Annotated in this window: 18 protein-coding genes, 1 tRNA gene and 1 other RNA gene; 15 read left to right on the top strand and 5 right to left on the bottom strand. The window is 76.7% G+C overall.

Annotated features, from left to right (window positions below):
* Positions 1-209 precede the first annotated feature (209 nt).
* From EJA20_RS08795 to EJA20_RS08780, 4 genes are all read left to right on the top strand, one after another.
* Complete coding sequence (locus EJA20_RS08795) at positions 210-845, top strand: DUF1684 domain-containing protein (RefSeq protein ID WP_129337780.1); 636 nt, start codon at positions 210-212, stop codon at positions 843-845.
* An 83-nt stretch (positions 846-928) separates the two neighbouring features.
* Positions 929-1,306 (top strand): VOC family protein, encoded by a 378-nt coding sequence (locus tag EJA20_RS08790; protein ID WP_129337779.1) that lies wholly within the window; start codon positions 929-931, stop codon positions 1,304-1,306.
* 375 nt (positions 1,307-1,681) lie between these two features.
* Positions 1,682-1,765 (top strand) — tRNA-Leu (locus EJA20_RS08785).
* Between the two features lie 165 nt (positions 1,766-1,930).
* Complete coding sequence (locus EJA20_RS08780; RefSeq protein WP_129337778.1) at positions 1,931-3,310, top strand: AI-2E family transporter; 1,380 nt, start codon at positions 1,931-1,933, stop codon at positions 3,308-3,310.
* 158 nt (positions 3,311-3,468) lie between these two features.
* On the opposite strand, the gene EJA20_RS08775 is transcribed toward EJA20_RS08780, so the two are convergent.
* Together EJA20_RS08775 and EJA20_RS08770 are read right to left on the bottom strand one after the other, a co-directional pair.
* Positions 3,469-4,140, bottom strand: coding sequence for an alpha/beta fold hydrolase (locus EJA20_RS08775; RefSeq protein ID WP_240675248.1), 672 nt, complete (start codon positions 4,138-4,140; stop codon positions 3,469-3,471).
* Between the two features lie 112 nt (positions 4,141-4,252).
* The gene (locus tag EJA20_RS08770) at positions 4,253-5,080 is read right to left on the bottom strand and encodes a fructosamine kinase family protein (protein WP_129337776.1); all 828 of its coding nucleotides are present in this window, start codon (positions 5,078-5,080) and stop codon (positions 4,253-4,255) included.
* 34 nt (positions 5,081-5,114) lie between these two features.
* Between EJA20_RS08770 and EJA20_RS08765 the strand changes: the two genes are divergently transcribed.
* From EJA20_RS08765 to EJA20_RS08755, 3 genes are all read left to right on the top strand, one after another.
* Entirely contained in the window at positions 5,115-6,263 is a 1,149-nt protein-coding gene (locus EJA20_RS08765; RefSeq protein WP_129337775.1) for a Rossmann-fold NAD(P)-binding domain-containing protein, read from the top strand.
* Positions 6,251-8,356 carry a M3 family metallopeptidase gene (locus tag EJA20_RS08760; RefSeq protein WP_129337774.1) on the top strand — a complete coding sequence of 702 codons (2,106 nt, stop codon included), beginning with the start codon at positions 6,251-6,253 and terminating at the stop codon, positions 8,354-8,356. Before EJA20_RS08765 ends, EJA20_RS08760 begins: the two co-directional genes overlap by 13 nt.
* Positions 8,357-8,425: 69 nt before the next feature.
* Positions 8,426-9,742, top strand: coding sequence for a M20/M25/M40 family metallo-hydrolase (locus tag EJA20_RS08755; RefSeq protein ID WP_129337773.1), 1,317 nt, complete (start codon positions 8,426-8,428; stop codon positions 9,740-9,742).
* Between the two features lie 60 nt (positions 9,743-9,802).
* Here EJA20_RS08755 and EJA20_RS19735 read toward each other — a convergent pair whose 3' ends face one another.
* Entirely contained in the window at positions 9,803-10,114 is a 312-nt protein-coding gene (locus EJA20_RS19735) for a DUF5703 family protein (RefSeq protein ID WP_129337772.1), read from the bottom strand.
* A 157-nt stretch (positions 10,115-10,271) separates the two neighbouring features.
* Here EJA20_RS19735 and EJA20_RS08745 point away from each other — a divergent pair, with 157 nt between their 5' ends.
* The 5 genes from EJA20_RS08745 (at position 10,272) to ggt (ending at position 15,339) form a co-directional block, all read left to right on the top strand.
* Positions 10,272-10,568, top strand: a complete 297-nt coding sequence (locus tag EJA20_RS08745; protein ID WP_129337771.1) for a primosomal protein — start codon at positions 10,272-10,274, stop codon at positions 10,566-10,568.
* Entirely contained in the window at positions 10,565-11,827 is a 1,263-nt protein-coding gene (locus EJA20_RS08740) for a Nif3-like dinuclear metal center hexameric protein (RefSeq protein ID WP_420836422.1), read from the top strand. Before EJA20_RS08745 ends, EJA20_RS08740 begins: the two co-directional genes overlap by 4 nt.
* Positions 11,824-12,564: a zinc ribbon domain-containing protein gene (locus EJA20_RS08735; RefSeq protein ID WP_129337770.1), complete on the top strand. Its 741-nt coding sequence runs from the start codon at positions 11,824-11,826 to the stop codon at positions 12,562-12,564. Before EJA20_RS08740 ends, EJA20_RS08735 begins: the two co-directional genes overlap by 4 nt.
* Positions 12,565-12,616: 52 nt before the next feature.
* A complete protein-coding gene (locus EJA20_RS08730) occupies positions 12,617-13,345 on the top strand; it encodes a histidine phosphatase family protein (RefSeq protein WP_240675246.1) in 729 nt (242 codons plus the stop codon).
* Between the two features lie 149 nt (positions 13,346-13,494).
* Positions 13,495-15,339 (top strand): gamma-glutamyltransferase, encoded by a 1,845-nt coding sequence (gene ggt / locus EJA20_RS08725; RefSeq protein WP_129337769.1) that lies wholly within the window; start codon positions 13,495-13,497, stop codon positions 15,337-15,339.
* Between the two features lie 96 nt (positions 15,340-15,435).
* Here ggt and EJA20_RS08720 read toward each other — a convergent pair whose 3' ends face one another.
* Positions 15,436-16,281, bottom strand: coding sequence for a YaaA family protein (locus EJA20_RS08720; RefSeq protein WP_164983897.1), 846 nt, complete (start codon positions 16,279-16,281; stop codon positions 15,436-15,438).
* Between the two features lie 59 nt (positions 16,282-16,340).
* Here EJA20_RS08720 and rnpB point away from each other — a divergent pair.
* The 3 genes from rnpB to EJA20_RS18660 all read left to right on the top strand — a co-directional run bounded on the left by rnpB (position 16,341) and on the right by EJA20_RS18660 (position 18,633).
* An RNA gene (gene rnpB, locus EJA20_RS08715) (RNase P RNA component class A) lies at positions 16,341-16,737 on the top strand.
* A gap of 179 nt (positions 16,738-16,916) precedes the next feature.
* Positions 16,917-17,135: a hypothetical protein gene (locus EJA20_RS08710; RefSeq protein WP_129337767.1), complete on the top strand. Its 219-nt coding sequence runs from the start codon at positions 16,917-16,919 to the stop codon at positions 17,133-17,135.
* 1,030 nt (positions 17,136-18,165) lie between these two features.
* Positions 18,166-18,633 (top strand): hypothetical protein, encoded by a 468-nt coding sequence (locus EJA20_RS18660; RefSeq protein ID WP_164983896.1) that lies wholly within the window; start codon positions 18,166-18,168, stop codon positions 18,631-18,633.
* Between the two features lie 23 nt (positions 18,634-18,656).
* Here EJA20_RS18660 and EJA20_RS08700 read toward each other — a convergent pair whose 3' ends face one another.
* Entirely contained in the window at positions 18,657-19,964 is a 1,308-nt protein-coding gene (locus EJA20_RS08700; RefSeq protein ID WP_129337766.1) for an IS256 family transposase, read from the bottom strand.
* Between the last annotated feature and the right edge of the window lie 274 nt (positions 19,965-20,238).

The following is a 20,238-nucleotide window of genomic DNA, read 5'->3' as shown; positions in this document are numbered from 1 at the left end:
GGTGCGTGCTCCGCGTGCGGGCCGGTGGTCGTGCCGGGTGCTGGTTCCGGTACGTCCTCCGGGTCGTGCACCCCTGTCATCGGCGCCGGACGGGCGACCTTGAGCCCGACGGGCGATCTCTATCACCCGGACGGGTCATGAGGCGGTCCCGGACCCGGACCGTCCCCCGACCCCGTGCGGCGCGACAGGGCGCGTGAGAGCGTCCGTGCGTGACCGATGACGCCGTCCGCCCCGTCCTCGACGTCGTCGACTGGCGTCGCCGCGTCGCCGCCCTCTACGCGGAGGTCCGTGCGAGGGCCGCCACCGACCCGGCCGCGGCCCACGCCGCCTGGGTCGCCGGCCGCGACGCGCTGTTCGCCACGCACCCGGCCTCGCCGCTCCTCCCCGAGCACCGCACGGGCTTCACGGGGCTGCCGGTGGCGCCGTACGACCCGGCCTTCCGGTTCGTCGTCCCCGTGGACCCGGCGCCGTCCGAGCGGCGCGACGTGCCGACGGGCACCGACGGGGTGGTGCCGCTCGAGCGCGTCGGCACCGTCGTGCTGCCGGGGGTCGGGCCCCTCGACGTGTGGGCGCTGCGCGGGTACGGCGGCGGGCTCTTCCTGCCCCTGCGGGACGCCACGTGCGGTGACGAGGGGCCGGGCGGCGCGTACGGCGGCGGGCGCTACGTGCTCGACACGATCAAGGGCGCCGACCTCGGCGACGGCACGGACGGCCTCGTCGTCGACCTCAACTTCGCCTACAACCCGTCCTGCGCGTACGACCCCGCCTGGGCCTGCCCCCTGCCGAGCCCGGGGAACACGGTGGCCACGCCCGTGCCCGTGGGCGAGCGGGTCCCGCCGGCCTGAGACGGGGCTGTCCCGGCGACGCCGGGGCGGGCAGACTGGGCCCCGCGGCGAGGGAGCCGCGACGACCGGCCCCGGGAGGACCCGTGCTCGCAGACGTCCCCGCCTTCAGCGGCTTCTCGGTCGACGACCCGGAGCGGGTGCTGCCGTTCTACCGCGACGTGCTCGGCCTGCGGGTGGAGCTCGCGGACGGCATGCTCCGCCTCCACCTGGGCGGCGGCACCGACGTGCTCGTGTACCCCAAGGGCGGGGCGCACGCGCCGGGGTCGTACACGGTCCTCAACTTCCCCGTCCGGGACGTGGCGGCGACGGTGGGGGCCCTGCGGGAGCGGGGCGTGGCGTTCGAGCGCTACGCGGGCACGGCGGTGGAGACGGACGAGGACTTCGTGTTCCGCGGCGGCGGGCCGCTCATCGCCTGGTTCACGGACCCCGCGGGCAACACCCTCTCGGTCATCGAGGCGTGACGCGGTCGTCCGGGCAGCTGCACCGCTGGGCCGCCGGCACGCCGGCGAGGGCCTCCTCCACGTGCTGGCCGCAGCCGTCCCAGGTGGTGCCGCCGCACCGGGGGCAGCGGACGGGGTAGCACATGCGGGCCTCCAGGTGTCGGTGGGTGGTCCGGGCGCCCGTGCGCGGGGCTGCCGTCCGGTCCCAGCGTAGGTCGCGCCCGGCCCTCGACGGACCGTCCGCGCCCGTCCGCGGCCGTCCACGGCCGTCCGCGACCCCCGTGCAGGTGCGGGGACGCCCTCGTCGCCGTGCTAGTGTTTCCGACCGCACGCCCGGCCCGCCGGAGTGGCCCGGCAGCCGTCGGTCCACCACCACGGTTCGGGACGTGACCACCTGTCCGGGTGGCGGAATGGCAGACGCGCTAGCTTGAGGTGCTAGTGCCCGTATAGGGCGTGGGGGTTCAAGTCCCCCTCCGGACACTCGTTGAGACAGCGACGACGACGGCCCCGGGACCTCTGGTCCCGGGGCCGTCGTCGTGCTGCCCGCGTGTCCCGCCCGCTCGACGGGTGGCGCCCCCCACCGGGGTGAAGACTGGGGTCGGCCGGTGCTGGACGGACCGGCGGCGACGCGTGGAGGCACGGGACATGGCGGACGGGGACGGGCGCAGGCCGGGGCACGACGGGGCGTTCGACCGCGCGCTCCAGCGCGTGCTGCACCCGGGTCGTGCGGCGACCGGGGGCCCGGTGCCCTCGCCCCGCCCCGGTGCGCGGCCCGCCGGCGCCGACCGGCCCGCGACCACCACCCTCGAGCGGCCCCAGGAGCGGCCGCCCGTGCGGACGGTGGGGGCCGGGCCGGCCTCGCGGGCGCCGGCGGTGCGCCGGGTCGCCGGGCAGCGGCCGCGCCCCGGCGGCGAGAACGCCTCGGCCGCCCCGGGGTGGCTCGTGGTCATGGCCGCCGTCGGCTGGCGGCTGCTCGTCGTGGCGGCCGCCGTCGCCCTGGTCTTCTACCTCACGGCGCAGGTGCAGCTGCTCTTCGTCGCCCTGTTCCTCGCCCTGGTGTTCACCGCCGTGCTGCGGCCCTTCGTCGACCTGCTGGCGCGGGTGCTGCCGCGCTGGCTCGCGACCGCCCTCGGGCTGCTGTCGGGCTTCGCGTTCTTCGCCGGGCTGCTGGCGTACGTCGCCTACTCCGTGGCGAGCCAGTGGACGGACCTCGAGCGGCAGTTCAGCCAGGGCCTGGAGGAGATCACCCGGTTCCTCGAGGACGGCTCCCTGCCCTTCCAGATCTCGCGCGAGCAGCTCGCCGGGTGGGTCGACGAGGGGCAGGTGTGGGTCCAGGAGCACGCGGGGGAGCTCGCCAGCCAGGCGGCCGAGCGGGCCGGCTCCGTCGTCGAGGTCTTCACGGGCCTGGCGCTGGCCATCTTCTGCGCGGTGTTCTTCCTCGCCCGCGGCGCGACGATGTGGACCTGGTTCCTCAACCAGCTGCCCCAGCGGGTGCGCGGGACGTGGAAGGACGCGGCCGGCTCCGGCTGGGACACCTTCTCCGGCTACACCCGGGGCATCGTGTTCGTCGCCCTGTCGGACGGGGCCCTGGCCTTCGTGTTCCTGTCGATCGTCGGGGTGCCGCTCGCGGCGCCGCTGGCCGTCGTCGTCTTCATCGGCGCCTTCATCCCGCTCATCGGCGCACCGCTGGCGATGGTCATCGCGATGATCGTGGCGCTCGCGGCGAACGGCTTCTGGTCCGCGGTCGCCGTCGGCGTGGGGATCGCGCTCATCGGTCAGATCGAGGGGCACGTCCTGCAGCCGCTCATCATGGGCAAGCAGGTCCGGCTGCACCCGCTGATGGTGGCGATCGCGGTGACGGCGGGGACGCTCACGGCGGGCATCCTCGGCGCGGTGGTGGCGGTGCCGCTCGTCGCGGTGGCCTGGGCGATCTTCTCCCGGCTGCGGACCGTCGACCCGCCCATGGAGGACGAGGAGCAGGTCGAGGCCGACGAGGAGGCCGGCGTCGAGGTCGGTCTGTCCTAGGCGCCGAGCCGGCGGCACCCCGACGGTGTCCGACCCTGTCCCGCCGGTGTCGGCGCGGTGCCCGACGCTGTCCGACGCTGTCCGACGCTGTCCGACGGTGTCGTGCCGGTGTGCCGGGAGGTCCGGGTGCTGCCCGCGCCGCGGTCCCCGGCGGCCGGTCAGGCCGCCGCCGGACGACCGCCCGGCAGGGCGCGCAGGTGCCCCACGGGGTGCTGCACGTCCAGGGAGTGGAGGGCGGCGAGCAGGAGGCGGTTGAACTCCACCGGCCGGTGGCTGTTGACGTCGTGCCCCGCCCCGGCGACGACGTGGACGCGCAGGTCGGGCAGCGCACGCCGGTAGCGCCACTCGTCGAGGCGCAGCGGGTCCCGGGCGCCGTTGACGAGCCAGACGGGCACGCGCAGCGCCCGCAGGTCCGCCAGCGGCGAGTAGCCCGCCAGCGCGGTGAGCATGTCCGTCACGACGTGCCAGGTGCCCCCGCCCGTGCCGAGCGTGCGGGTCACGTGGTGCGCCGCGTCGCGGTAGGCCAGCAGGGGCTTGCCCCGCAGCTGCGTGGAGCACCCGGCGAGCAGCACCCCCGCGAGCCGGTCCTGGTGGAGGCCGGCGTAGGCGAGCGAGAGGTAGCCGCCGAGGGACAGCCCGACGAGCAGCGGCGGCGCGTGGCAGGCCGCCACGGCCGCGTCGATCGTCGCCAGCGCGGACGCCCGCGTGAGCCGCTCGCCGCGCCGCTCGCCGTGCCCGGGGAGGTCGACCGCCGTCACGGGGTGGCCGTGCGCCCGCAGCGCGGCGACCTGGGCCGTCCAGATGGCCGACGAGGTGCGGGTCCCGTGCACGAGCACGAGGGGACGGGCGGTGATGGCGGCCTCCGGGGGTGCGTCGGGACCACCATGCTGGCACCGGCGGCGGGGCGTCGCCGCCGCAGCGGTCCGGTGGCGCGGACGTCCCTCAGCCCGACCAGCGGGCCAGCGCCGTGCGCAGGGAGCCGACGTAGCCGCCGCCGAAGAGCACGGCGTGCAGCGCGAGCGGGTGCAGCTGGTGCAGGCTGCGCCGGCCCCGCCACCCGGGCCGCAGCGGGTGGACGCCTTCGTAGCCGGCCAGGACGGCGTCGAGGTGGGGCAGGCCGAACAGCGCCAGGAGCGCGAGGTCCGTCTCCCGGTGGCCCCCGTGCGCCGCGGGGTCGACGAGCACGCCGCCCTCGGCCGTCCACACGACGTTGCCCGACCAGAGGTCGCCGTGCAGGCGTGCGGGCGGCTCGTCGTCGTCCCACCGGCCCTCGCGGAGGCGGTCGGCGACCGCCTCCGCCGCGGCGCGGTCCGCGGCGGTCAGCACGCCGCGCGCCACGCCCTCGTCGACGAGCGGCAGCAGGCGGGCGTCGGCGGAGAAGGCGCCCCAGGTCGCGTGCGCGGCGGCGGGCAGCGGCAGCAGCTCCTGCAACGGGCCGACGAAGCCGTCCCGGTCCCAGCCCGGGGGCGGGCTGCCGAACGCCGGCGCACCCGCGTCGTGGGTGCGCGCCAGGGCGGCGCCGAAGGCCCGGGCGGCCGCCGCGTCGGGACGCACGGCGACGAGGTGCCGGAGCGTCAGCGACGTCCCGTCGACCGCGAGCACCTCGACGACGGGGGCGCCCCCGGCGTCCGCCAGCCACCGCAGGCCCGCCGCCTCGCACCGGAAGAGGCCCGGCGGCGCGTCGGTGCGGACCTTGCGGAAGACGCGAGGCGGCCCCGGGGCGGCCGCGGCGACGCGGGCGGCGTCGGGGGCGGCGTCGGGGGCGGGCACGGGGGCAGGGTGCCATCCCCGCTAGCGTCGGGCCATGCGCACGGCACTGGTGCTCGGCGGGACGGGGCAGGTCGGACGGGCGGCGGTGCCCGCCCTCGTGGCGGCGGGGTGGCACGTGCGGGTGCTGTCCCGCACCGGCGCGCCGGACGGCCGCACCGGCCTGCCGGGTGGTCGGGGTGCCGCGCACGGCGCCGGGAGCGGCAGCGGCGCCCACGTGGCGCACCCGGACCCGCACCCGGACCGTGTCGAGCACCTCGTCGGCGACCGGGCCGACGCCGGCACGCTTGACCGCGCCCTCGGGGAGGGTGTGGACCTCCTCGTCGACGTGGTGGCCTACGACGACCGGGACGCGGCGCCGCTCCTCGCCCGGGCCGACCGCATCGGGTCGGCGGTCGTCGTGTCGTCGGCGGCCGTGTACGTCGACGGGGAGGGCCGGGGCTTCGAGACGGAGGCGTTCGCCCGGTTCGACGGCCCCGTGCCCGAGGACGGCCCGACGGTCGCGCCGGGCCGCGACGGGTACGCCGCGGGCAAGGCGGCGCTGGAGGCGGCCTGGCTCGACGGGCCGGTCCCGGTGACGGTGCTGCGCCCCGGCGCGATCCACGGCGACGGCTGCCGGCAGCCCCGGGAGTGGGTGTGGGTCCGGCGGGTCCTCGACGGCCGGCGCCTGCGGGTGCTCGCGTCCGGCGGCCGGAGCCGGTTCGCCACCACGTCGACGCGCGGGCTGGCGGCGCTCGTCGTCGCGGCCGGGGAGCGGCCCGGCACGCGCGTGGTGAACGCCGCCGATGCGGACGCGCCGACCGTGGCGGAGATCGCGGCGACGGTCGAGGCGAGCACGCGACGGCTGCTGGCGAGGGGAAGCGGCGACGGACCGGACGCCGGCGCCGCCGACGCCGGCCCGACCCGCACGGTCCTGCTCGACGGGCCGCCGCGCGGCGACGTCGGCGCGACCCCGTGGTCCGTGCCGGACGACGTGGTGCTCGACCTGGCGGCGTCGCGCGCCCTCGCCGGGGAGCCCCCGACGTACGCCGGCACGGTCGACGACGTGGTGCGCTGGCTGCTGCACGTGGCGCGGCACGGGGACGTCGGGCGCGACCTGCCGGGGGTCGCACGGCTGGCCCGCGGGGGCGACCTGTTCCCCTACGCGGCGGAGGACGCGCTGGTGCGGGCAGGATGGGCCGAATGACGGACAGCGACACCCCCGCCCGCGCCCTCGACCCCGCCAACCCCTTCGCCGCGCCCTCCGTGCTGCCCTACGGGCTGCCGGACTACCGCGCGGTCCGGACGGAGCACTACCGCCCCGCCGTGCTCGCCGGGATGGCGCAGCACCGCGCGGAGGTGGAGGCGATCGCCGCCCGGGCCGACGCGCCGACGGTGGAGAACACCCTGGAGGCCCTCGAGCGCGCCGGCGCGGTCCTGCGCCGCACGCTCCACGCCTTCTTCAACCAGACGAGCTCGGACGGCACGCCCGACCTCGAGGCGCTCCAGCTCGAGCTGGCGCCGCGCCTGGCGGAGCACGAGGACGCGATCGACCTGGACCCCCGCGTCTTCGCCCGCGTCGACGCCCTGCGCGCCGCGCACGCCGAGGGCCGGCTCGCGCTCGAGCCCGACACCGCCTGGCTGCTCGAGCGCACCCGCACCCGCCTCGTGCGCGCCGGTGCCCGCCTCGGCGCGGCGGAGCAGGTGCGGCTCCGCGAGCTCAACACCGCGATCAGCGAGCACTCGACCGCCTTCGAGCGGACGCTCCAGGCCGCGAGCAACGCCGCGGCGGTGCTGCTCACGGACGAGGCCGAGACCGCCGGGCTGCCCGCCGGGGCGAAGGCCGCCGCCGCGCAGGCGGCCGCCGGGCGCGGGCACGCGGGCGGTTGGCTCCTCGAGCTCATCCTGCCCTCGCAGCAGCCCGCCCTGGCCTGGCTGGAGGACCGGTCCGTGCGCGAGCGGCTGTGGCGGGCGACCGCCGGCCGCGGGCTCAACGGCGAGCACGACACGCGGGGGCACGCCCTCGCCCTCGTCGCGCTGCGGGCCGAGCGGGCGCAGCTCCTGGGCTACGAGCACCACGCGGACTACGTCGCCCAGGACGCCACGGCCGGCTCCGCCGCGGCGGTCGCCGAGATGCTCGCCCGGGTCACGCCCGCGGCCGTCGCCAACGGGCACGCGGAGGCGGCGCCCCTGCAGGAGGCGCTCGAGCGGGACGTGCCGGGCGCGACGCTCGAGCCGTGGGACTGGGCCTACTACGCCGAGCGGGTCGGCGCCGAGCGCGGCTCCGTCACGGACGCGCAGACCCGCCCCTACCTCGAGCTCGACCGCGTGCTCCACGACGGCGTCCTCGCCGCCGCGCACCGGCTGTACGGGCTCTCGTTCACGGAGCGCACGGACCTCGTCGGGTACCACCCCGACGTGCGCGTGTTCGAGGTGTTCGACGCCGACGGCACGGGCCTCGGCCTGTTCCTCGGCGACTGGTTCACGCGCGAGACGAAGCGCGGCGGCGCGTGGATGAACGCGCTCGTCGACCAGTCCCGCCTGCTCGACGAGCGGCCCGTCGTCGTGAACAACCTCAACATCCCGAAGCCGCCGCCGGGGGAGCCGGCGCTGCTCACGTGGGACGAGGTCATCACGATGTTCCACGAGTTCGGGCACGCGCTGCACGGGCTCCTGTCGGCCGTGCGCTGGCCGAGCCAGTCGGGCACGTCCGTGCCGCGCGACTTCGTCGAGTACCCCTCGCAGGTCAACGAGATGTGGGCCTGGGAGCCGGACGTGCTGCGCTCGTTCGCGGTGCACCACGCCACGGGCGAGCCCATGCCGGCGGAGTGGGTCGACACGCTGCTGGCCGCCCGCCAGGACGGCGAGGGCTACGCGACGACGACCTACCTCGCCGCGGCGCTCCTCGACCAGGCCTGGCACCGGCTGACGCCCGACCAGGTCCCCACGGACGTCAGGGACGTGGAGCGGTTCGAGGCCGACGCGCTGGCGCGGGCGGGGCTCACGGTGCACGCGATCCCCACGCGGTACCGCACCTCGTACTTCGCGCACATCTTCGCCGGCGGCTACGCGGCGGGGTACTACTCGTACATCTGGTCCGAGGTGCTCGACGCCGACACCGTCGAGTGGTTCCGGGAGAACGGCGGGCTCCGCCGCGAGAACGGGGACACCTTCCGGGCGCGCCTGCTCTCGCGCGGCGGGTCGCAGGACCCGCTCGCGTCCTTCCGCGAGCTGCGGGGCCGGGACGCCAGCATCGACCCGCTCCTCGTGCGGCGCGGGCTGACGGGCGCCGCGGCCTGAGGTCGCGGCCGGCGGAGGAGGGGCGGCCCGGCCGGGGCCGCCCCTCCTCCCTCGCCTAGGGTGGTCGCCATGACGACCCCGCCCACGGCCGCCGACGAGGTGCTGGACATCTGCCGGGACCTCATCCGCTTCGACACCTCGAACTACGGGGACGGGTCGGGGCCGGGCGAGCGGGCCGCCGCGGAGCACGTGGCCGGCCTGCTCGACGAGGTCGGCCTCACCCCCGAGGTGTTCGAGGGGACGCCCGGCCGCACGAACGTCGTCGTGCGGATCCCCGGGGAGGACCCGGGCCGCCCCGCGCTCGTCCTGCACGGCCACACGGACGTCGTCCCGGCCCGCGCCGACGAGTGGACGGTCGACCCCTTCGGCGCCGAGGTCGAGGACGGGCTCGTCTGGGGCCGCGGCGCCGTGGACATGAAGGACATGGACGCGATGATCCTGGCGGTCGTCCGCCAGATGCAGCGGGAGGGCCGCCGGCCCGCGCGGGACGTCGTCGTCGCGATGTTCGCCGACGAGGAGGCCGGCGGCGTCCACGGCTCCCGCTGGTGCGTCGAGAACCGGCCGGAGCTGTTCGAGGGCGCCACGGAGGCGGTGAGCGAGGTCGGCGGCTACTCCGTGGACCTCGACGGCCGGCGGCTCTACCTCGTGCAGACCGCGGAGAAGGGCATCGCGTGGCTGCGGCTCGTGGCCGAGGGGCGCGCCGGGCACGGGAGCCAGGTGACCCCCGACAACGCCGTGGTGCGCCTGGCTGAGGCCGTCGCCCGCATCGGGGCGTACGCGTGGCCGCTGCACCTGACGCCGACGGTGCGCACCCTGCTCGAGGGCGTCGCGGACCTCACGGGCCTGCCGTTCGACCCGGAGGACCCGGCGACCGTCGACGCCCTCGTCGACGCGCTCGGCCCGGCCCGGCGCTTCGTCGGGGCGACGCTGCGCCACACCGCCAACCCCACCCAGCTCGCGGCCGGCTACAAGGCGAACGTCGTCCCGCGCACGGCGGAGGCGACGCTCGACGGCCGCTTCCTGCCCGGCGACGAGGCCACCTTCGACGCGGTGCTCAAGGACCTCGCCGGTGACCACGTCCGCCTCGAGGAGCTCCACCGCGACGTCGCGCTCGAGTCGCCGGTGACGGGCGACCTCATGGACGCCATGGTGGACGCGCTCCTCGTCGAGGACCCCGGCGCGGCCGTGCTGCCGTACACGATGTCGGCGGGCACGGACAACAAGGCCCTGTCCCGCCTGGGCATCACCGGCTACGGCTTCGTGCCGCTGCTGCTGCCGCCGGAGCTCGACTTCCCCGGCATGTTCCACGGCGTCGACGAGCGCGTCCCGGTGGAGTCGCTGCGGTTCGGCACCCGCGTGCTCGACCGGCTGCTGCGCACCTGCTGACCCCGCGGACCACCCGCCGACCGCGGCCGGCGCCGGTGACGACCGCCGGGCGGCCGACGCTCAGTCGTCGACGCCCGCGAGGGTGCTGCGGACGCGGATGATCTTGCGGCGCAGCCACACCTTGCGCAGCCCGCCGGCGAACAGGCGCGTGCGCGCGAGCTCCCAGCGGCCGTACTCCGCCTGCTCCGTGAGGAGGCGCGTCGCCTCGGAGCGGCTCGTCGACGTGGGCAGCGTGAGGACGCGGTACTCCCACGCGGCCCCCTGGTCGGCCCAGTCGCTGCGCCCCGCCCGGACCCGTCCCGGGACCGCGTGGTACGCGCCCCCGCCGAACCCCTCGCCGCCGTCCCGGCCGCCCGGCTGCCGTGCCCGCATCTGCTGCCCTCCGCGCTCGTCCCGACCTCCGTGCCGCCCAACGTCGTGCCGCCCCCCGTGCCTTCCCGGCACCCCCGGCCCGCCACGATGCGGGACGCCCCGCCGGGCCGCCCGTATCGCCGTGTCATTGTGCCCCGGGCACCGCTACGGTCGTGCCATGACCGCCGACCCGCGTGCCGCGCTGGACCGATTCGTCGCCGCGCTCGAGGCGCACTACCTCGCCGTCGCCGGACGCCAGGGGGAGGACGACCCCCAGGTCGACGACGCGTACGACGTGCTGGCGGACGCCTTCGACGCGTACGACGAGGCCCTGGGCACCGTCCACAACGAGGCCCTGCCGTTCTACCTCGCGGAGGACGACGAGGAGGACGACGAGGCGGACGCCGACGACGAGGACCTCGACGACGAGGAGCTCGAGGACGAGGAGACCCGCGCCGGCGCCCACCCGTCGTGACGGTGCCGGGCCCGCAGGACGCCGCCGCCGGGACCGCCCCGCAGGGGGCCGGCGGCCGCACGCCCCCGCTCGCCGAGGTGGTGGCGGCGCTCGAGCGGCGCTGGCCGCCGGGCACGGCCGAGGCGTGGGACCGCGTCGGCCTCGTCGCCGGCGACCCCGACCAGCCCGTGCGCCGGGTGCTGCTCGCCGTGGACGTGACCGCGGAGGTGGTCGACGAGGCGCTCGCCGTCGGCGCCGACCTCGTCCTGGCGCACCACCCGCTGCTGCTGCGCGGGGTGCACTCCGTGGCGGCCGACACGTGGAAGGGCGCGCTCGTGCACCGGCTCGTGCGCGGGGGCGTCGCGCTGCACACGGCGCACACGAACGCCGACGCCGCCGCCGACGGGGTCGCCGACGCCCTGGCCGCCGTCCTCGGCCTGGAGGGCACGCGGCCCCTCGTCGCCCACCCCGCCCCGGCGCTCGACAAGGTCGTCGCGTTCGTGCCCGTGGCCGACGCGGAGCGGCTCGTCGACGCGCTCGCGGCGGCCGGCGCCGGGGGGCTCGGCGACTACGCGCGCTGCGCCTGGACGACGACGGGCACGGGCACCTTCGAGCCGCAGCCGGGCGCGTCGCCGGCCGTGGGCGAGGTCGGCCGTCGCGCGGACGTCGTCGAGGCGCGGGTGGAGATGGTGCTGCCGCGGGGCCGGCGGTCCGCCGTCCTCGCCGCGCTGCGGGCCGCCCACCCCTACGAGGAGCCGGCGTTCGACCTGCTCGAGCTCGCCCCGACGGCCGCGGCGGGCACCGGGGCCGGCCGGGTGGGGCGGCTCGCGGTGCCGACGACGCTGCACGGGCTGGCGCAGCGGCTGGCGGCGGCGCTGCCCGCCACCGTGCCCGGGGTGCGCTACGCCGGCCCGCCGGACGCGCCCGTCGTCGACGTGGCCGTCCTCGGCGGGTCGGGGGACACGTTCTTCGACGCGGTGCGCGCCGCCGGCGTCGACGCCTACGTCACCGCCGACCTGCGGCACCACCCCGCCTCCGAGCAGCGCGAGCACGCGCTCTTCGAGGCGCGCACGGGGCGTCGGCCCGCCGCCACGCCGTACCTCGTCGACCTCGCGCACAGCGCCTCCGAGCAGCCCTGGCTCGCGCACGCCGCCGCGCACCTGCGCGCGGACCTGGCGGCCGCGGGCGCTAGCGTGGAGCCCCTCGTGAGCACGGTGCGCACCGACCCCTGGACGGGGCGGGTGGACGCGCCCGTGCCGCCCCCGGAAGGACGTCCGTGACCACTGCCCCCGCCGCCGACCAGCGCCGCCTCCTCGAGGTCCAGGCCCTGGACACCCGGCTGGACCAGCTCGCGCACCGGCGCCGCACGCTGCCCTCCCTCGCCCGCCTCGCCGAGCTCGGCGGGCAGGTGGCCGACCTCCAGCAGGCGCTCGTCACCTCGCGCACCGCGGTCTCCGACCTGCGCCGCGAGGTGGCGAAGGCGGAGGCGGACGTGGAGCAGGTGCGGGCGCGGTCGCGGCGGGACCAGGCGAAGCTCGACTCGGGCCAGGGCAGCCCCAAGGACCTCCAGGCGCTGCAGAGCGAGCTCGTCGCGCTCGCCCGGCGGCAGGGGGAGCTCGAGGAGGTCGAGCTCGAGGTCATGGAGCGGCTCGAGGCCCACGAGTCCGCGCTGGCGGAGATCACGGCGGCCCACGCCCAGCTCGCGGAGCAGGTGGCGGTCGTCGAAGCCGAGCGCGACGCGGACGTCGCCGGGATCGATGAGGAGGCGACCCAGGTCCGCGCGCAGCGCGTCACGGCCGCCCAGGGCCTCGACGCGGGTCTCGTCACCCTCTACGAGCGCCTGCGCGGCCAGCTCGGCGGGCGCGGCGCGGCGGCGCTGCACGGCCGGCGCTGCGAGGGCTGCCGGCTCGAGCTCAACCCGACGGACCTCGACGACATCCGCGCCAAGCCGGAGGACGCCGTCGTGCGGTGCGAGGAGTGCGGGCGCATCCTCGTCCGGGTGCCGCAGGACGCCTAGGGCACCCGTCGGGCGCGGCCCGGCGACGAGCGGAGCGCACGGAGGTGGCACGGTGACCGAGGGACCCGCCGCGGGCGGCGAGCGGACGCGACCGTCCGGCGCCATCCCGCGCTTCGACGACACGCTGCCCTGCACGGTGGTGCTCGTGCGCCACGGGCAGACGACGATGACCGTCGCCGGCGGGTACTCCGGCTCCTCGGAGCCCGGGCCGCCGCTCGACGAGCACGGCCGGCAGCAGGCCGCCGACACCGCGGAGCTCGTCGACCGCGTCGGGCGCGACCTGTGGGGGGACGTGCCCTACCCGGGCGAGCTCGTCGCGTCGCCCATGGTGCGCACGCAGCAGACGGCGGAGGTCGTCTCCGCGCGCCTCGGCCTGCCCGTCCGGACCGACCCGGCCTTCCGGGAGGCGGACTTCGGGGAGTGGCAGGGGCTCACCGCGCGGGAGATCGAGGAGCGCTGGCCCGGGCGTCTGGAGGCGTGGCACGTCGAGGGCACGCACCGGCCCCCGGGCGGGGAGTCCATCGCGGACGTGGGGGAGCGGCTGCGGGCCGGGCTCGACGGCCTGCTCGCCGCCGGGACGGACCGGACCGTCGTCGTCGTGAGCCACGCCGTCGCGATCCGGGCGGCGCTCGGCGTCGCGATGGGCGCGCAGCCCGGGTCGTGGAGCCAGCTGCGCGTGGCGCCGGCGTCCGTGAGCATCATCCGGCTCTACCACGACCGCCGGGACGAGATCGCCGTCGTCGGCGTCCCCGGGACGGGTTGGGCCGCAGCGCCGCGCTGACGCGCGCGGGCGGGGACGGGCGGACGGCCCGTCCTCTGCGCCTTCCCTCTGCGCCCGTCCTCTGCGCCCTCCCTCTGCCTCTGGGCGCAGGTGGGTCCTAGGTGGTAGGACGGAGGCCCGTGGCACCGTCGCCGCCCCTGGAGGGACCCATGCACCCGTCCACGCCCCGCCCCGCACCCGGTGCCGTCCCGACGCCCCTCCACCGACGGCGGCACGCGCGGGGCGCGGCGGCCCTGGCGGTGGTCGCGACCCTCGCGCTCGCGGTGGGCGGGATGCCGGCCGCCGCCCGGCCGCGGGTGGCCGAGAAGGTGCCGGTCGCCGTCGGGTCGGGGGGCGCGGTGGCGACCGTCGACCCCGAGGCGACGCGCGTCGGGCTCGAGGTGCTGGCGCGCGGGGGCAACGCCGTGGACGCGGCCGTCGCCGCGGCGGCGACCCTCGGCGTGACCGAGCCCTTCTCGGCCGGCATCGGGGGCGGCGGGTTCTTCGTCGTGCTCGACGGGGAGACGGGGGTCGTGCAGACGATCGACGGCCGGGAGACCGCGCCGGCCGCGATGGGCCCCGACGCCTTCGTCGACCCCGCCACCGGGGCCGCGATCCCGTTCCCGGAGGCGGTGACCTCCGGCCTGTCCGTCGGGGTCCCCGGCACGCCGCGGACCTGGCAGGTCGCCCTCGACACCTGGGGGACCCTGAGCCTGCGCGACGCCCTGCGCGGGGCGGAGCGGGTGGCGCGCAAGGGGTTCGTCGTCGACGAGACGTTCGTGTCGCAGACCGCCGCCAACGCGGAGCGCTTCGCGCGGTTCCCCGCGACCGCCGAGCTGTACCTGCCCGACGGCGCCCCGCCGGCCGTCGGCTCCCGGTTCCGCAACCGCGACCTCGCCGCGACGTACGACCTGCTGGGACGCCAGGGCGTCGACGCCCTGTACACGGGCGCGCTGGCCGAGGAGATCGTCGCCACCGTGCAGGACCCGCCGGTCGCCGAGGGCGTCACGGGCGTGCGGCCCGGGCTGCTCGAGACCTCCGACCTCGCCGCCTACACCGCGCCCCTGCGGGAGCCGACCGTCGTGCGGTACCGGGGGCTGGACGTCTACGGGATGGCGCCCCCCTCGTCGGGCGGCTCCACGGTGGGGGAGGCGCTGAACATCCTCGAGACGCAGGACCTCGGCGCGCTCGACGAGACCGCGGCGCTGCACCGGTACCTGGAGGCGAGCGCGCTGGCCTTCGCCGACCGCAACCGGTACGTCGGGGACGCCGACGTCGTCGACGTGCCGCTCGCGGAGCTGCTGTCCGACGGCTTCGCCGCCGAGCGGGCCTGCCTCGTCGACCCGGCCGCCGCGCTGGTCAAGCCCCTCGCGCCGGGCACGCCCGACGGCGACTACGCCGGGTGCGGGACGGCCGCGACCGGCGGCCCGGAGGCGGCCGAGGGCACCTCCACCACGCACCTGACGACCGCCGACCGCTGGGGCAACGTCGTCGCGTACACGCTGACGATCGAGTCCACGGGCGGCAACGGGATCGTCGTGCCCGGCCGCGGCTTCCTGCTGAACAACGAGCTGACCGACTTCAGCTTCGTCGACGGGCAGGGGGGCTCGGACCCGAACCTGCCCGGCCCCGGCAAGCGGCCGCGCAGCTCCATGGCGCCCACGATCGTCGTCCAGGACGGCGTGCCGGTGCTCGCCGTCGGCTCGCCCGGCGGCGCGACGATCATCACCACCGTCCTCCAGGTGCTCGTGAACCGGGTCGACCGCGGGATGGACCTCGCGCAGGCGGTGGCGGCGCCGCGGGCGTCGCAGCGCAACCGTGCGGCCGTCGAGGCGGAGCCCGGCTTCCCGCGCGAGGGCCTGGCCGCCCTGGGGCACACGTTCACGGAGACGGCGGAGATCGGGGCGGCGACGGGCATCGAGATCCTCGGCGAGGGGCACTTCATGGCCGTCGCCGAGCCCGTGCGCCGTGGCGGGGGGAGCGCGGGGGTCGTCGACCCGGACCCGGGGAGCTGACGCCGGCCCCGGCGGGCGGGCGCGGCCCGCGGTGGGTCACCGCCGACCTGCCCGGCGCTACCCGTGGGGTGGCGCCCACCGGGCCGGACGGCGTGGTCAGGCCGGGTCGGGGAGCGCTGCGGCGCGGGTCGCGGCCCCGACCGGCGGCACGACGAGCGTGAGCGTGCGCGCGCCGCGTCGGACCGGCGGGCCCAGCTCGACGGCCAGGACGGCGCCGGTCGCGACGAGCCCCGTGGCGGCGTGCGCGAGCTCGTCGGCGTCCTGCGGCGCCCGGCCCCGGCGCACGAGCAGGTGCCGCACGAGGACCCCGCGCGCGTGCTTCGCGTGGTGCGACACCACGGAACGGGTGCCGTCGACGTCCTGCTCCACGCGCACCGCCACCCACGTCGCGGCGGCGGGCGGGTGCCACGCCGCGAGGTAGGCGGCCGACCGGGCGTCGACGACGAGCCCTGCGCCCGCACCGGGGTCGAGGGCGGCGGCGTCGAGCACGGGGGAGAGCCGGGGCCGCCACCAGGGGCCGAGCGCGCCGAGCCCGGGCAGGCCTGTTCCCATGGAGAGCCGGTACGCCGGCACGCGGTCCTCGGGGGTGAGGGCGCCGAACAGCGCCGAGACGGTGCGGACCTGCGCCCCGGCCCGGGTCCTCGCCGCACCGGTGAGACCGTCCAGGCCGGCGGCCGCGTACAGCACGCCGCTGTAGACGCGCCGGGCGGGGGCGGTGGGGGCGGTCGCGAGGCCCGTGTTGGCGGCGACCTCGTCGGCGAGCGAGGCCCCGGCACCCAGCAGGGCGAGCGCGTCGGGGCGGGCGCTCGTCGCGACGAGCGCCTCCAGGACCGCGGCGCGGTCCGGGGTGAGGACCGGCGCGTGCAGGGCGTCGAGGTCGAGCGGCGCGCCGGACGCCGCCGGGCGACGCTTGCCCTCGGAGGGCGGCAGGACGAGGAGCACGGGCGGGACCGTACCCGGCGCGGCGGGGCGTCCGCGCCGCGGTACCCTGGGGCCGCGGATGAGTCGGTCAGGCGGCCGCGTCGGCCCGGTGCTCGCACCGGTCCGCCGAGGAACGTCCGGGCTCCGCAGGGCAGGGTGGTGGGTAACGCCCACCCGGGGTGACCCGCGGGACAGTGCCACAGAGAACAGACCGCCTGCCGGTCCCGGTCCGCCGGGTCCGGCCGGTAAGGGTGAAACGGTGGTGCAAGAGACCACCAGCGCACCGGGTGACCGGTGCGGCTCGGCAAACCCCACCCGGAGCAAGGCCAGACAGGGAGCGTCCGAGGGCTGCCCGCCCGAGCTCCCGGGTAGGCCGCTGGAGGCGTGCGGCGACGCACGTCGTAGATGGATGGTCGCCACCGGCGCCCGGGAGACCGGGGGCCGGGACAGAACCCGGCGTATCGACCGGCTCATCCGTCCCACCCGCCCCGGCGGGTGGGACGGTCGCGCGCCCGTGACGACCGGCCTCACTCCCGAGGTGCTCGGTGCCCGGTCGCGCCGAGGAGGGTTGTGCGGGCGGTCCGGAGGCGGTCCTCGCGCGGGCGGCCTAGCGTCGGAGTCGGCCGTCGGGATCGACGGCCGGAGAGGTGACGACCGTGAGCCAGAGCGACATCCCGCTGCCCGACGCGAGCGTGACGGGGGCGGACGTGGAGGCGGACCTCGGGCCGGACGGCACGCCGCTGAGCGCGCCGAGCGCCCTCGAGGAGCCCGGGGTCGACGAGGTCGCCGGCGAGCGCGACGACGCCGACGAGGTGGCCCGGTCCTTCCCCGAGGAGGGCACCGACAGCGACCCGGCGAGCTTCCTCAACCCCTGACGGGAGGGGGCTGCGGCCGGGCCGCGGTCCCGCGCCCTGGGGAGAGCGGCGGCCAGCACGACGGCGCCCGTCGGCTGGTGCGGTTCGAGCCGCTCGTCGAGGAGCGGGACGCCGACGGTCGCCGCGACGACCGGCACGAGGTCCGTGACGCTGCTGTCGTGGCGCCCGCCCGCACGGGGACCTGCGGGTCGAGCACCTACGCCGGGCCGGACCCGGGCGTGCCGAGGGCCAGCGCCGCGGCGACCGCCCCGCCCGTGACGGGTGCGCCCGTGCGGACGCCGCCGACCGGCACCATCGCGGGCCTCGTCGACGACGGCCTGCCTCCGGGGACGGACGTCCACCGCTTCGCCCCGCCGTCGAGCCGCCCTCAGCCGGTGCGGTTCGAGCATTGTTGGTGGTCGCCAGCCGCCCCCAGCCCTGCTATTCCTACCCATTCCCACCGGCATCACCCGATCGGTTGGGGATATCCGACACGCATTCCCGCGGCGACCCTTTCGGCCCTAGAATCGTGCACATTTTCGAGGCGGACGGGGTGGCAGCAGCGGCGGAGGAGACGTCGCCGCTGCCCGACGCCCCGTCCGCCCACCCCGCTCAGAGCTCGTTTTCGACGAGAAGCACCGCCTCCGCTGGCACAGCGGAGGCGCTTGAAGAAGCTCGCGACACGGAGAATCCTGCTGGCGAGAACGCTGCCGCGGCAGGCTACGAGAGCATCTGTTCCGTCACCGCGGAGAATGCGGTAGCGCCGTTCTCGTCAACGGGCCCGTCGTCGATCGAGCCTCACTCTGGCGATGCCGATCCCGCGGCTGCTTCTGCGGTCGCTCCTGCGGCTGCTCCCGCCGCGACCGCTCCCGCCGCGACCGCTCCTGCTGCTGCCGCTCCTGCTGCTGCCGCTCCTGCTGCTGCCGCTCCTGCTGCTGCCGCTCCTGCTGCTGCCGCTGCCGCTGCTGCCGCTGCCGCTGCTGCCGCTGCCGCTGCTGTTGACACCGTCGGCGGGGAGGTCGCGGCGGCGTCGGCGTGCGTGCAGGAGGCGTTGGCCGCCCTGGGGCGGCTGGACGCGGTGGTGCGCACGCCGGAGAGCTGGTCGGGGGTGCAGCGGACGTCGTTGTTGGCCGGGGTGGAGCGGGTGCGGGCCGCCCTGGTGGGTCCGGCCTCGCGGGTGCTGCTGGCGCACCGGGACACCCCCTCGCCGCGTCGTCCGGGTCAGGGGTCGACCACGGCGGTGGTGGCGGCGGTGACGCGGGTGGACGAGGTCGAGGTCAGGAAGCAGCTGTCCCAGGGGCAGGCGTTGGCGGACATGCCCTCCGTCGCCCGCGACGTGACCGACGGTCTGATGCCGGTCGGTCACCTGGCCGTGCCGGCGCAGGTGCGGGACCGGGCCTCGGCGGTCGTGCGGCAGTGGTTGGCGTCCCCGTCCGGGCAGCAGAGCGTGACGGCGTGGGCGCGGCTGCACGAGGTCCGCGCCTTCCTCCGGGCGGGGCCTGTCCGTCGTTCTGTGTAAGTGCGTGACTGGTGTTCATGGTGTCAGGCCCGGTCCAGGCGGCCGGGGAACATCAGGTCGAACTGGTTCAGGGCGGCTCGCCAGGAGCCGGTAGCCAGGGAGCGGCCGGCTGTCTGGCGGGTGTGGTCGACACCGATCTCCCGGCAGCCCAGGTAGAGCAGCTTGATCAGGGCATCGTCGGTCGGGAAGTGTCCGCGGGTCTTGGTGATCTTGCGCAGCTGGTAGTTGATCGACTCGATCATGTTGGTCGTGTAGATGACCTTGCGAACCTCGGGCGGGAACTCGAAGAACGGGATGACGTGCTCCCAGGCCGCTTCCCACTGGCGTTTGATCGCGGGGTACTGACGTCCGATGTCGGAGTCGGTCCAGGCGTCCAGGGCGTCGCGGGCGGCCTGCTCGGTGGGGGCGGCGTAGATCGAGCGGAGCTGGGCGGCGACCTTCTTGCGGTCCTTGTAGTTGACCCAGCGCATTGAGGCCCGGACGAGGTGGACCACGCAGGTCTGCACGATCGCCTCGGGCCAGACCGCCGTGATCGCGGCAGGCAGACCGACGAGGCCGTCGCAGACCACGATCAGGACGTCCTCGACGCCGCGGGCCTTGAGGTCGTTCATCACCCGCAGCCAGAACTTCGCGCCCTCGGTGTGCTCGACCCAGATGCCCAGGACCTCTTTGCGACCCTCGACGTCGACGCCGACGGCCAGGTGAGCGGCCTTGTTGCGCACGGTGCCCTCGGTGCGGACCTTGCAGATGATCGCGTCGAGGAAGATCACCGGGTAGACCCGGTCGAGCGGGCGTGCCTGCCACTCGCGGACCTCGTCCAGGACCGCGTCGGTGATCGTGGAGATCAAGTCCGGGGAGACCTCGACGTCGTAGATCTCCGCGAGGTGGGCGCGGATGTCGCGCACGGTCATGCCGCGCGCGTAGAGGCCGATCACGATCTTGTCGATGCCGTCCAGGCGCCGCTGACCCTTGCGCACGAGCCTGGGCTCGAACGTGCCCGCCCGGTCCCGCGGGACGTCCAGGTCGATCGTCCCGGCCTCGGAGTGGACCCTCTTCGACGTCGTGCCGTTGCGGGCGTTGCCGGCCCCGGCCCGCTCGTGGGGCTCATAGCCCAGGTGCTCGGTCAGCTCCTCGGCCAGCCCTCGCTCGAGGATCGCCTTCGTCATCTGCCGCAACAGCCCGTTCTCCCCGAGCAGCTCGACACCCTGCTCCCGGGCCCGGGCCACCAACTCCTCGGCCAGCACCGCATCCACGACCCCGGTTCCAGCCGACGGCTCGCTGGGCTCGCGACCACGCCGTCCTGTCCGTGCAGTCTCGGTCACATCGCTCATCAGGTGTCCTCCCCGGACCGTCTCCACGGTCCAGCGTCGAGGTCACGCACTTACACAATAGTTCCGACACGCCCAGCTCGTCGGCCACGAGCCGGTACCCGAACTCCGGGTCGTCCCTGTGCGCGTCGATCGCAGCGTCGGTCAGGTACGCGTCGGCCAGGTCCCGGTCGCTGATCGGCTTGGCGCACCGGGCGTAGTAGCCCTGCGTGGAGAACTTCAGCACTCGGCGGGTCACCGCGACGGGGATCCCGGCGCCGGCGAGGTCACGGACCAG

Origin of the sequence: Cellulomonas endophytica, from assembly GCF_004123805.1 — a bacterium.
GTDB lineage: Bacteria > Actinomycetota > Actinomycetes > Actinomycetales > Cellulomonadaceae > Cellulomonas > Cellulomonas endophytica.
Note: the sequence above shows the minus strand (reverse complement) of the source record. Positions and strands in the feature narration are given on the sequence as shown.